General features: G+C 67.2%; 11 protein-coding genes. 3 read left to right on the forward strand and 8 right to left on the reverse strand.

What is annotated here, in order from left to right:
- Nucleotides 1-9 precede the first annotated feature (9 nt).
- Entirely contained in the window at nt 10-216 is a 207-nt protein-coding gene (locus ABGA94_RS13935; RefSeq protein ID WP_375367570.1) for a hypothetical protein, read from the reverse strand.
- Nucleotides 217-306: 90 nt separating this feature from the next.
- Here ABGA94_RS13935 and secA point away from each other — a divergent pair, with 90 nt between their 5' ends.
- Both secA and ABGA94_RS13945 read left to right on the forward strand, forming a co-directional pair.
- Nucleotides 307-3,039: a preprotein translocase subunit SecA gene (gene secA / locus ABGA94_RS13940; RefSeq protein ID WP_005415301.1), complete on the forward strand. Its 2,733-nt coding sequence runs from the start codon at nt 307-309 to the stop codon at nt 3,037-3,039.
- A 101-nt stretch (nt 3,040-3,140) separates the two neighbouring features.
- The gene (locus ABGA94_RS13945) at nt 3,141-4,094 is read left to right on the forward strand and encodes a Nudix family hydrolase (protein ID WP_065178756.1); all 954 of its coding nucleotides are present in this window, start codon (nt 3,141-3,143) and stop codon (nt 4,092-4,094) included.
- A gap of 102 nt (nt 4,095-4,196) precedes the next feature.
- On the opposite strand, the gene ABGA94_RS13950 is transcribed toward ABGA94_RS13945, so the two are convergent.
- The 3 genes from ABGA94_RS13950 to ABGA94_RS13960 form a co-directional block, all read right to left on the reverse strand.
- Complete coding sequence (locus ABGA94_RS13950) at nt 4,197-4,781, reverse strand: DUF4124 domain-containing protein (protein WP_053498830.1); 585 nt, start codon at nt 4,779-4,781, stop codon at nt 4,197-4,199.
- Nucleotides 4,782-4,821: 40 nt separating this feature from the next.
- Nucleotides 4,822-5,649, reverse strand: coding sequence for a methylenetetrahydrofolate reductase [NAD(P)H] (metF, locus tag ABGA94_RS13955; protein WP_005415304.1), 828 nt, complete (start codon nt 5,647-5,649; stop codon nt 4,822-4,824).
- 109 nt (nt 5,650-5,758) lie between these two features.
- Nucleotides 5,759-7,267, reverse strand: a complete 1,509-nt coding sequence (locus tag ABGA94_RS13960; protein ID WP_005415305.1) for an amidohydrolase family protein — start codon at nt 7,265-7,267, stop codon at nt 5,759-5,761.
- A gap of 136 nt (nt 7,268-7,403) precedes the next feature.
- Between ABGA94_RS13960 and ABGA94_RS13965 the strand changes: the two genes are divergently transcribed.
- The gene (locus ABGA94_RS13965; RefSeq protein WP_053498826.1) at nt 7,404-7,961 is read left to right on the forward strand and encodes a DUF3228 family protein; all 558 of its coding nucleotides are present in this window, start codon (nt 7,404-7,406) and stop codon (nt 7,959-7,961) included.
- Nucleotides 7,962-8,036: 75 nt separating this feature from the next.
- On the opposite strand, the gene ABGA94_RS13970 is transcribed toward ABGA94_RS13965, so the two are convergent.
- The 4 genes from ABGA94_RS13970 to ABGA94_RS13985 form a co-directional block, all read right to left on the reverse strand.
- Nucleotides 8,037-8,522, reverse strand: coding sequence for a hypothetical protein (locus tag ABGA94_RS13970; protein WP_111128373.1), 486 nt, complete (start codon nt 8,520-8,522; stop codon nt 8,037-8,039).
- Nucleotides 8,522-8,995 (reverse strand): Cys-tRNA(Pro) deacylase, encoded by a 474-nt coding sequence (ybaK, locus tag ABGA94_RS13975; protein WP_111128372.1) that lies wholly within the window; start codon nt 8,993-8,995, stop codon nt 8,522-8,524. The genes ABGA94_RS13970 and ybaK overlap by 1 nt, the downstream gene beginning before the upstream one ends.
- A 110-nt stretch (nt 8,996-9,105) precedes the next feature.
- Nucleotides 9,106-10,446, reverse strand: a complete 1,341-nt coding sequence (locus ABGA94_RS13980) for a peptidoglycan-binding domain-containing protein (protein ID WP_235649826.1) — start codon at nt 10,444-10,446, stop codon at nt 9,106-9,108.
- 49 nt (nt 10,447-10,495) lie between these two features.
- Nucleotides 10,496-11,284, reverse strand: a complete 789-nt coding sequence (locus ABGA94_RS13985; RefSeq protein WP_375367568.1) for a lysozyme inhibitor LprI family protein — start codon at nt 11,282-11,284, stop codon at nt 10,496-10,498.
- Between the last annotated feature and the right edge of the window lie 246 nt (nt 11,285-11,530).

Raw genomic sequence — 11,530 nt, forward strand, 5'->3', positions numbered from 1 at the left:
TCGATGGCCTCATTCACCGGCATACAGCTCCCAACGTTGCGCGCGGATCTCCACCAGCAGTTCCCGCAGTTCGCGATCCAGCGCGCGGTCTTCTTCAACCAGGGCGATGCGCTGCCCCAGGTCGGCGTACATGTCGGCCAGTACCGCGGCCGCATCCACACCGGTGGCAATCGACTGCACCACGTGGCCGTCCCAAGCTACAATGGGTGTTGCCATCGACAGGGCGCCAGGCGCCCTGTTTCGTTTGCGGCGGACGGATCCCCAGGGGGAGGCCGGGCGTCGTGTCCATCCAACCCGGTTCCTTCAATGATCAACAGCCTGCTTACCCGCGTATTTGGCAGTCGTAACGAACGACAGCTGCGCCAGCTCAACCGCATCGTCGCCAAGATCAATGCGCTGGAGCCGGAGATCGAGAAGCTGTCCGACGAGCAGCTTCAGGCCAAGACGCCGGAGTTCAAGCAGCGCATCGCTGGCGGTGAAGCCCTGGACAAGGTGCTGCCGGAAGCGTTCGCGGTCTGCCGCGAAGCCGGTCGCCGCGTGCTGGGCATGCGCCACTACGACGTGCAGCTGATCGGCGGCATGGTGCTTCACCTGGGCAAGATCGCAGAAATGCGCACCGGTGAAGGCAAGACCCTGGTGGCGACCCTGCCGGTGTACCTCAACGCGCTGGAAGGCAAGGGCGTGCACGTGGTCACCGTGAACGACTACCTGGCCCGCCGCGACGCCGCGCAGATGGGCAAGCTGTACAACTGGCTGGGCCTGAGCGTGGGCGTGGTGTACCCGGGCATGCCGCACAGCGACAAGCGCGAAGCCTACGCCGCGGACATCACCTACGGCACCAACAACGAATTCGGTTTCGACTACCTGCGCGACAACATGGCGCTGTCCAAGGCCGACCGCTACCAGCGCGGCCTGCACTACGCCATCGTCGACGAAGTCGACTCCATCCTGATCGACGAAGCGCGCACCCCGCTGATCATCTCCGGTCCGGCCGATGATTCCCCAGAGCTGTACATCCGCGTCAACCGTGTCGTGCCGCACCTGGTCAAGCAGGAAGCGGAAGACGGCGAAGGCGATTTCTGGGTCGACGAGAAGGGCAAGCAGGTGCACCTGTCCGAAGCGGGCATGGAGCACGCCGAGCAGCTGCTGGTCGAGGCCGGCATCCTCGATGGCGAGACCGAAGGCCTGTACGCGGCGCAGAACCTGACCGTGGTGCACCACCTCAACGCCGCCCTGCGCGCGCACGCGATCTACCAGCGTGACGTGGACTACATCGTGCGCGATGGCGAAGTGGTCATCGTCGACGAATTCACCGGCCGTACCCTGGCCGGCCGCCGCTGGTCCGATGGCCTGCACCAGGCGGTGGAAGCGAAGGAAGGCGTGCCGGTGCAGCGCGAGAACCAGACGCTGGCGAGCATCACCTTCCAGAACCTGTTCCGCATGTACAAGAAGCTGTCCGGCATGACCGGTACGGCCGATACCGAAGCGTTCGAGTTCCAGAGCATCTATGGCCTGGAAGTGGTGGTGATCCCGACCAACCGCCCGACCATCCGCAAGGACAGCCCGGACCAGGTGTTCCTCAACCGCAAGGGCAAGTTCAATGCGGTGCTGGCCGACATCGAAGAGTGCGCCAAGCGCGGCCAGCCGGTGCTGGTGGGTACCACCTCGATCGAAACCTCGGAAATGCTGTCCGAGCACCTGAGCAAGGCCGGCGTGAAGCACGAAGTGCTCAACGCCAAGCAGCATGACCGCGAAGCGACCATCGTCGCCAACGCGGGCCGCCCGGCGGCGGTGACCATCGCCACCAACATGGCCGGTCGTGGTACCGACATCGTGCTGGGCGGCTCGCTGGAAGCCGAGATCCACGCTCTGGGCGAGGACGCAACCGACGAGCAGAAGGCGGCGGTCAAGGCCGAATGGCAGAAGCGCCACGATGCAGTGAAGGCCGCTGGCGGCCTGCATATCGTCGGCACCGAGCGCCACGAGTCGCGTCGTATCGACAACCAGCTGCGCGGCCGTTCGGGCCGCCAGGGTGACCCGGGTTCGTCCCGTTTCTACCTGTCGCTGGAAGACAACCTGATGCGCATCTTCGCCTCCGACTGGGTGCAGAAGGCCATGCGCATGATGGGCATGAAGGAAGACGACGTCATCGAGGACCGCCTGGTCAGCCGCCAGATCGAAAAGGCGCAGCGCAAGGTCGAGGCCCACAACTTCGACATCCGCAAGAACCTGCTGGACTTCGACGACGTCAACAACGATCAGCGCAAGGTGATCTACGCCCAGCGCGACGAGCTGCTGGACGCCGAATCGGTGAAGGACAACGTCGACGGCATCCGTGACGACGTGATCTTCGACATCGTTGCGCGCTTCGTGCCGCCGAACTCGATCGACGAGCAGTGGGACCTGCGTGGCCTGGAAGCGACCCTGGAGTCGGACTTCGGCCTGCAGATGTCGCTGACCGACCTGGTCAAGCAGCATGAGGAACTGGACGCCGAGGCCATCGCCAGCAAGGTCCAGGAGCGCGTCAACCAGCACTTCGCCGAGAAGGAAGCCAGCCTGGGCGAAGAGACCATGCGCGCGCTGGAGAAGCACGTGATGCTGACCGTGCTGGACCAGAGCTGGAAGGAGCACCTGGCGCGCATGGATTACCTGCGCCAGGGCATCTACCTGCGTGGTTACGCGCAGAAGCAGCCCAAGCAGGAATACAAGAAGGAAGCCTTCGAGCTGTTCTCGGACATGCTGGAGAACGTCAAGCGCGAAGTGGTGACCCTGCTGGCCCGCGTGCGTATCCGCAGCGACGAGGAAGTGCAGGCCCTGGAGGCCGCCGAGCGGCAGCAGGCGCAGGCTCGCCTGAGCCAGTCGCAGTTCCAGCACCAGGATGCGGGCGGCTACAGTGCCGACGAGGAAGCTGCGCAGGTGCAGGCTGCGCAGCAGGGCGTCGCGCAGATGCAGCGCGACGAGCCGAAGATCGGCCGCAACGATCCGTGCCCGTGCGGCAGTGGCAAGAAGTACAAGCACTGCCACGGCCAGCTGAGCTGATCCCGAAGAGCCCCGCGAAAGCGGGGCTTTTCGTTTGTTGCGGGGGAGTTGCACCGGATCCGTGATTGCGCCGGCCGCACTGTTCTGGGCATGCTTCCCCCATGCCTTCCCCCACCCGATCGATCCACGTCGTGGCCGCCGTCATCACCGACGCCCGTGGCCGCGTGCTGCTCAACCGCCGTACCGAGAACCGCGACATGGCCGGCCTGTGGGAGTTCCCCGGCGGCAAGCGCGAATCCGGCGAGACCTCCGAACAGGCGCTGGCGCGTGAACTGCGCGAAGAGCTGGGCATCGAGGCCGATGTCGGGCCCTGGCTGATGGACGTGCCGCAGCGCTATCCGGACAAGCACCTGACCCTGGAAGTGCGCCATGTGCGCAGCTGGAAGGGCACCCCGCGCGGCCGCGAAGGCCAGGCGATCACCTGGGTGGCGCAGGACAAGCTGGGCCGCTATTCGATGCCGCCGGCCGACCTGCCGGTGGTGGCCGCACTGCGCCAACCGGACCGTTACCTGATCACGCCGGCGCCGGCTGACGATGCCAGCGGCGTGCAGCACTGGCATGACTGCCTGCAGCGCGCGGTCGCGGCGGGCCAGCAGCGCATCCAGCTGCGCCTGCCACCGGAACACCCGCAACGGCAGGCAATGATCGAACAGGCCGTGCGCGCGCATCGTCGCGGCGTGCAATGGCTGGTCAACCGCGATGTCGCGCTGGCACGCGCACTGGGCGTGGGTGTGCACCTGGGCAGCGAGCAGCTGCAGGACCTGCAGGAACGGCCCTTGCCGGAAGGGCAGCTTGTCGCCGCGTCCTGCCACGACCTGGAGCAGCTGCAGGCGGCGCAGCGGCTGGGCTGCGACTTCGTGGTGCTCGGCCCGGTGCAGGCCACGGCCAGCCACCCCGGGGCAGTGCCGCTGGGCTGGGAGGCCTTCGCCGCGCTGCGCGCGCAGGTGTCGCTGCCGATCTACGCGTTGGGTGGGATGGTCGCCGGCCATATCGCCGAAGCCCGTCGCCACGGTGGGCAGGGTATCGCTGCGATTGGCGGGTTGTGGCCGGCGTGAGCCGGCATGCGGGGCCCGATCCCTGCGCAGCGGGGCTCTGACCCCATCGCGGCAATCCGGGGTCGGAGCCCTTTCCGCTGGAAAGGGATCCGACCCGTCCGGTCACAACGTGATCCAGAAACACCCGTATTGACGCCGCAACCCCAGCACCGTCGAAGCGCGCGACACGCTGCCGGGCAGGGTCTGTTCCAGGCGCAGGCCGACCGGATGCCGCACGGCCGACGGCTCCGGGTCGGATACCTGCGCCGCAGGGCTCTGATCCTCATCCTGCGATTGCGGCAGCGCCTGCGAGGGATACACCGGTACCACGTCTACCAGCGGCCGCCGCGCCAGCGATTCCAGTTGACCGAGGATGCGCTGCGCACCGGCATCGGAGACCGCGCCCCACAGGTACAGCGACGACAACCGGTTCACATCGTTGCTGAGGATGCCGATGCGCAGCGCGTCCACCAGCTCGCTAAGGCGCCGTGGGCAGCGCGCCCCCAGGGTGTCTCGCCGCAGGGTGCTGCCGGTGGGCGCGGGCGGTGGCAATCGTGATCGGGCGCCGACGCTGTCGCAGGGCCGGTCGGTATACACGCTCTGGCCCTGCGCATCGGTGCAGCGGTTCAAGCGCGTGGACTGCGCATGGACAACGCTCGATGCCGAGCACAATGACAGCAGCAACAGCAGGAAGGAAAGCCGGTTCATCGACGCAGGGTAGCGCCGATCGCGGTGGCATGGCGTGCTTTCAGCCGTGCAGCAGCTTCAGCACCGACGTGGTCGGCTTGGCCAGGTTCAGGGTGTAGAAGTGCAGGCCCGGCGCGCCGCCCTCGACCAGGCGCTGGCACAGCCTGGCGACCACTTCGGTACCGAACGCCCGCACCGATTCGGCGTCATCGCCATAGGCCTGCATCTTGCGGCTGATCCAGCGCGGGATCTCCGCACCGCACTGCTCGGAGAAACGGCGCAGCTGGCTGAAGTTGGCGATCGGCATGATGCCAGGCGTGATCGGTACCTGTACGCCGAGCCGGCGCACGGCATCGACGAAGTGGAAGTACGCATCCGGGTTGTAGAAATACTGGGTGATCGCCGCGTCGGCGCCGGCATCGATCTTGGCCTTGAAGTGCTTCAGGTCGGCCAATGCATCGGAGGCCTGTGGGTGGGTCTCCGGGTAGGCACCTACCTCGATGCGGAACGCATCGCCGTGTTCGGCGCGGATGAACTCGATCAGCTCGGCGGCATAGCGCATGTCGCCGGGGAAGCCCATGCCGGAGGGCAGGTCGCCGCGCAGCGCGACCAGGCGATGGCAGCCGATGGCGCGGTACAGCTTGAGCAGTTCGCGGATTTCCTGGCGGGTGCCGCCGACACACGACAGATGCGGTGCGGCCTCGAAGCCATGGTGCTGGTTGAGATGGCGCACGGTCTCGGAGGTATAGCTCAGCGTCGAGCCACCAGCGCCGAAGGTACAGGACACGTACTCGGGGCCGTAGTCCTTCAGCTTGGCTGCGGCGCGATCCAGCTGGCTGCGCTGTTCGTCGGTCTTGGGCGGATAGAACTCGAAGCTGATGGCAGTCATGGCACGGGCGGCGGCGGCGGGTGCGGATCAGTATATCGCTTCATCAAGATGGATGTGCGCGAATATGTGGAAGCGTGGCCGCTGCCGGGCGCTCGCGCGGGACAGGCTGCTACAGCTCAGCGCTGACCGGGCTGGTGATGAAGCCCCACAGCAGGCGCGCCATCACCGCCGGCGAGCGTGCCTGTGCACGGGCGTACGCCCACAGTGCGTCCAGGCGCGGGCGGTCGTACAAGTGCCCGGCCAGCAGCACGGCGTGGATGCGGCGCGTGTTGCCGGTGTCCAGCAGCGGATCGCCATCGAGCAACACCAGGTCGGCGGCCCGGCCGACCTCGACGCTGCCATGCGATGCCTGCAGCTGCAGATGACGCGCGGCCTGCAGCGTGGCCGCACGCAGCACGTCGGCCTGGCTCAGCCCCGCCTGCCGCAGCCACTGCAGTTCGTCGTGGTAACGCAGTCCACCCAGTCCGGTATCGGTGCCGACCAGTACGGTCACGCCAGCCCGATGGGCGGCGCCGGTGAGCGCCAGGCCATGGGTGAAGTAGGCCTTCAGCGCCTGTTCGCCGCGCGCGCCGGGATAGCGCGCCACGGTGGCCTTCAGATCGTCGCGCCATGCCCAGCGCGAGAGCGGATCCAGGTAGGCCAGGCGCGGGTCGTCGACGAACGCCGGATCGCGCGCGCGTGCATCCTCTTCGCGGGTGACATGGGTCGGTACGAACGCCGCACCGCTGGCCTGCATCAGGTCGAACGCCTGGGCGCAGAGGGCGGGCTGGTAGTCACCCACCATGGCTTCGGCGAGCGCGGTCGGGTTCCCGTCATCGAGCGAGCCTTCGCGCCAGGCGGCGGCACTGTCCACGCAATGGCGCACGAACAGATGGCCGTGCTCGAAGCTGCGCTGGCCCGCGTGCAATGCGGCTTCCAGCGGGACCGCCCTGGGCAGGTGTCCGACCAGGGGCAGATGCAGCTGCCGCGCTTCGCTGGCCAGCCGCTGGTAGGTCTCGGCGCGAAGGCGGTTGTAGACCTTGAACGCATCGACGCCGCGTGCGCGGTACGCGTGTGCACGTTCGCCCGCTGCATCCGGCGTCAGCGCCGGGTCTTCAAAATAGAAGCTGGCGATCTGTACGAAGCGCGGTGCAACCTGCTGCCCGGCAATGGCCTGTGCGGTCCAGCGGCGCTTGTCGGCCACGCAGGCGATCAGCGGATCGGTGGCCTGTGGGCAGTCCATCATGTCGCGGGTACCGGTGATGCCGTTGGCCAGCATCAACGGAAACTGCAGTTGCGGTGACAGCTGCAGTGCATGGGTGTGCATGTCCCAGAAACCGGGCAGCAGCCAGCGTCCGCCCGCATCGAGAACCGGCAACGTGGTCTCCGGCGGGTCTTCACCGATGGCGGTGATGGTGCCGTTGCGCACGGTCACCGTGGTGGGTTCGCTGGCCTGGCCGCGGGCGATGTCCACCACGCGTGCGTTGACGATCACGTGACTGTTGCCGGGGTGGGGCAGCGGTGGTGCAGACAGCGGCCAGAGCAGGGCGGCGGTGAACAACAGGGGGGGGACCAGCAGGAGCACGGCCAGCACGCGCGGCCAGCGGCGACGACGGGCGGAGCGGGGTAGTGCATCCATGAACCGGCAATCCTTGCATGGGGTCGCCTGCAGGGTGCGCCAACACGGGTGCCGATGCCAGTGACCATCGGCATCCCGCCCTCCATGCCGCGTGGGCAGGTACCCTGTGCAGCAGATTCCCTGATCACGCCGCGCCATGTCCATCGTTCTCACCGATTTCGCCCGTCCCCGCCTGTTCCCGCGCGTACCGCGTGGCAACACGATCCAGGACTGCACTGCCGAACAGTTCGAAGCGCACCTCAACGCGCACGCGCCGATGAAGGTACTGGACGGCTATGCGCCGTTCTGCAAACTGTTCGTCTACGAGAACTGGACCAGCACGCGCTGCCTGACCGTGCCGATCACCGAGGCCAACCGCCATCTGCTGCGCAGTGGTTACGAGGCACGCAATCGCGACGAACTGCCGGTGCTGGTGCGCTGGTTCGAGGGCGTGGAGTCGCCGCGTGCGAACTATCTGGTGGTGATCCTGTACAGCGCCGAGCAGCTGGCGAAGGAAGGCTCGCCGATCGAGGCCGACTGGGGCATCGTCGGCTGTATCTATACCGCCGAGCCGGAAGAGGTGCCGATGGCGCCGATCACGATGATGCGCAATGCGCTGGGCGTGGAAGAGGGCGGTTCCGGCGTGCCGTTGGACCGCGAGGCCTACCGGCGTTCTGTCGAGTTCTGGGAGAGCAACGCGAACTGGCGGCCGTGAGCGATATTGGTCGTCCACGCATCGCGTGAGTGTACGGACCGCAGTAGAGCCACGCCATGCTTGGCTGCCTGGCCTTCAGGCAGTTTTCCATTCCCACCACGGGTAGTGGTACTCGCGGTCGATGGCCTGCCAATGCTGGCCGCAGTGCATGCAGGCAACGTTGTGGCAATCGCCCCAACCATCCTCGGCCTCCTGCAACGCGAGCAGCTGCATCTGCCCTTGTTCGATCAGGCGGCGCGGATCGAAGAACGGGTAGCCGGAATTGAGCGCGCACAGGCAGCCTGCGTGCGCCTGCCAGTGACGCAGCCGTTTCAGGGCCGCCTCCAGATGCGCCTGGTTGCTGATCAGCATGCCGCCGAGGGTGATGCCGTGGCAGCTGCGTTCAATCAGGTCCACATGCGCGGCCAATGCGTCCAGCGACGGTGCACTGAACAGTCGTGCGACGATGCGGGCGGCGTCGGTGATGCGCGTCGCGTCGCGCGACAGCAGGTCCTGCAGCAGCACATCGGCCTGCGCGTCTTCCAGCCTGGGCGGCGGTGCTGCAGACCACGGCCAGCGCATCAGCGTGCCTTGCCGACGGCAGCGTAGTGGCCGGCGGTCAGGCGCAGCAGGTCGGCCGGCGCCAGTTCCACTTCCAGGCCACGGCGGCCGGCGCTGACGTGCAGCGTGGGCAACACCTGCGCGCTGGCATCCAGGAACGTGCGCAGGCGCTTCTTCTGCCCCAGCGGGCTGATGCCGCCGACCAGGTAGCCGGTCGCACGCTGCGCGGCGTCGGCGGCGGCCATCTCGCACTTCTTGCAGCCGGCCGCTTCGGCCAGCGCCTTCAGGTCCAGGTGGCCGGCCACCGGCACGATCGCCACCAGCAGTTCATGTGCTTCAGTGCTGGCCAGCAGGGTCTTGAAGACCTGGGCCGGGTCGAGGCCGAGCTTGTCGACGGCTTCGCCGCCATACGATTCGGCGTGGGCGTCGTGCACATAGCTGCGCACGGTGTGGGCGATCTTCTCGCGCTTGAGCAGGTTGATGGCCGGGGTCATGGACGCATCCTAGCGCGGGGCTGGGGCGTTGCCTTGACCGAGACTCGCGCGTCAACGCAGAACGGGCGCCCGAAGGCGCCCGTCCCGGCTGCGATCGGCTGCATCCAGCATCAGCGCGACATCGACTGCTGCGTCTGCATCTGTTCCTGGGTCTGCCGCTGCGACAGTTCGTTGTCCAGGGCCTGGCTCTGCCGCGTGCTGTCCTGCAGATTGTGGTTCACCGCCTGCGACAGGTCCACGTAGGTGCGATGCATGGCGGGATCGCCGAGCTGGCCCTGCACCGCGAACACGCCCTGGTTGTCCGGCCGCGCCAGCACGGTATCGACCTGGCTCATGCCGGCCAACTTTGACTCGTAAGCCACCTGGCCTGCGGCGTTCTCGAGCTGGCTGCGGTCATTGAACAGCGGCGACAGGCCGCCCTGGCGCCGCTGTTCTTCCAGTGCTTCCAGCTTTTCCACGACCTGCTGGTAACGCGGGTTGTCGGCGTGGCCCGGGGTGGCCATGGTCGGTTCGGCAGCCGGTGCGCGCTGCTGCGTGGCCGCATCCAGTGCGGCCAGGGTAGTGCCGCCAGCCTTGCCGTCTACGGTGAGGTGGTGATCCCGCTGGAACTGCTTGACCGCTTCCAGGGTGCCGGGGCCGAAATCGCCATCGGCCACCAGCGGCTTGCCGTCCTTGCCCAGATAGCCCAGGTCGGACAGCTTCTGCTGCATGGCCTGCACCTCATCGCCCTTGCTGCCGTTGACCAGCACGCCGTTGCCCGCAGGCGTGCCCGGTGACCCGTGCGAGGGAGCATGGGTTGGGGTGATGCCGATCTGGACCATGGCCCGGTCGAAGCGCTCATCGCGGCTGGCTACGGCGGCCTGCGACTGGATGCCGTATTTGGTGGCATCGACGAAGTTCTGCACGTCGCCGCGCGTCGGCGGATTGCCGGCCTGGACCGTGCCGCCCTGCAGCTTTTCCGCATTGCCGGCCAGATAGCTGATGAACTGCGGGCCCATGCTGCCGAACTGGTTGTCATAGTCGGCCATGGCCAACTGCAACTCCGGGTTGGCGGCGATGGCATCGGCCGCGGCCGGATTGGTTGCACGCACCTTGGCGATGGCCTGATCGACACGCTCGATGGCGCTGTCCAGCTTGGCGTTGGTGAGCTCGTCCATCCTGGCCTGCGGAATGGCCTGCAACTTGGCGTCGAGCGCCGCCAGCTGCTGGGTGCTCAATCCGCCCTGCTGGGACAACAGTGCGATGTCACCATCGGTGAAGCCGTTGTCGCGCAGGAAGCGCCTGGCCTGCGGATTGCCGCCGACATCGAACTGCACCAGCCCGAACGAATAGGTGCTTGCGCCCTTCTGTGCGTATGAGAAGTGGTCCAGGTGGCGGGTGTCGCCGCCCAGCTCGGTGTTGAGGAACAGCGTGGACAGCTGTTCGCGCGTAAGGGTGGAATCCGTTGCCATGGTCATCGTCCTTCAATGAGAGAAAAGCGCCGGGCGTGCCCGGCGATTGTCAGCCGGCGCAGTGCTGCTGGGTGAAGCCGAGCAGCTGGCGGATAGCCTGGGTGCCGTAAGCAGCCGGCGCCGGTTCGAGGGCGAACTGGCCAACCATCTGGTTGCTGCACAGCTGTACGGTGCGCCTGCCGGCGGAGGTTTCCTGGGTGCAGTTGGCTGCGAGCAGGGCGTTGGCGCCGCCGCCCATGTTCGTGGCGGCCGTGCAGCCCAGCAGGCGGCCTTCCTGGCCGTTCTCACCCAGCAGCGTGTTGAAGTTAGCCAGCTGGCTGTTGGGATCGCGCAGCACCAGCAGGTCCACGCACTGCTGCTGGCCGTCAGGGGCTTCGCATGCATCCTGATCGACCAGGCCGTCACGCGTAGCGGACAGCACCTTGAGGCGATCGGCGTACACCTGACGCAGGCACTGTGCATCGGTGCACAGGTCGCGGGTGTGCTCCTGCCAGCGCTGCTGTTCGGCGTGCAGCTTGCTCTGCCCTGCTGCATCGAGCGTGGCCTGTGCGGCAGTGACCGCCTTGCCCATGTCCGCATCCAGGCCGGTCAGGGTCGGGTCCTTGCAGACCAGGGTCTGTGCCGGCGACGCTGCATCGGCGCAACCAGCGCTCGTGTCGGCAACCGTGGCGGGCGCGTCGGCGGCCCTGCCTGCGGGGCTGGCCTGTCCGCTGGCCGCAGCCGGAGCCGTAGCGCCGGCGTCGCCGGCAGGTGGGGTGCAGGCGGCCAGCAGGGCCACCCAGCACAGGGTCATCAGGGGCTTCATGGCCCGGTTCAGTCGTTCACGGTTGCGCGGCATGTCCTGTCCTTTGGTGTCTGCGTCCCGGCGCATGGCCTGCCGTTGGCAGCCCACGCGGGCGTAAAGCCTAGCAAGCAGCTTCTTAGTGCTCCGTGACAGGGTGCGCGGATCAGTTGCCGGGTGCCGCAACGCAGAACGGGCGCCCGAAGGCGCCCGTCCTGTCTGCATCCGTTGCCGGGGTCAGAGCCCTTTCATGCGGAAAGGGATCCGACCCCGCGTACGCCGGTAGTGCCGGCCGCTGGCCGG

It is taken from the genome of Stenotrophomonas sp. 3diitr2024 (genome assembly GCF_042136455.1).
GTDB lineage: Bacteria > Pseudomonadota > Gammaproteobacteria > Xanthomonadales > Xanthomonadaceae > Stenotrophomonas > Stenotrophomonas sepilia.

Coding starts and splice junctions, on each gene's coding strand:
- metF (WP_005415304.1), bottom strand. CDS start 5,649: ATGACTGCCATCAGCTTCGAGTTCTATCCGCCCAAGACCGACGAACAG.
- ABGA94_RS13945 (WP_065178756.1), top strand. CDS start 3,141: ATGCCTTCCCCCACCCGATCGATCCACGTCGTGGCCGCCGTCATCACC.
- ABGA94_RS13970 (WP_111128373.1), bottom strand. CDS start 8,522: ATGCGCTGGCCGTGGTCTGCAGCACCGCCGCCCAGGCTGGAAGACGCG.
- ABGA94_RS13985 (WP_375367568.1), bottom strand. CDS start 11,284: ATGCCGCGCAACCGTGAACGACTGAACCGGGCCATGAAGCCCCTGATG.
- ABGA94_RS13965 (WP_053498826.1), top strand. CDS start 7,404: ATGTCCATCGTTCTCACCGATTTCGCCCGTCCCCGCCTGTTCCCGCGC.
- ABGA94_RS13960 (WP_005415305.1), bottom strand. CDS start 7,267: ATGGATGCACTACCCCGCTCCGCCCGTCGTCGCCGCTGGCCGCGCGTG.
- ybaK (WP_111128372.1), bottom strand. CDS start 8,995: ATGACCCCGGCCATCAACCTGCTCAAGCGCGAGAAGATCGCCCACACC.
- ABGA94_RS13980 (WP_235649826.1), bottom strand. CDS start 10,446: ATGGCAACGGATTCCACCCTTACGCGCGAACAGCTGTCCACGCTGTTC.
- ABGA94_RS13935 (WP_375367570.1), bottom strand. CDS start 216: ATGGCAACACCCATTGTAGCTTGGGACGGCCACGTGGTGCAGTCGATT.
- secA (WP_005415301.1), top strand. CDS start 307: ATGATCAACAGCCTGCTTACCCGCGTATTTGGCAGTCGTAACGAACGA.
- ABGA94_RS13950 (WP_053498830.1), bottom strand. CDS start 4,781: ATGAACCGGCTTTCCTTCCTGCTGTTGCTGCTGTCATTGTGCTCGGCA.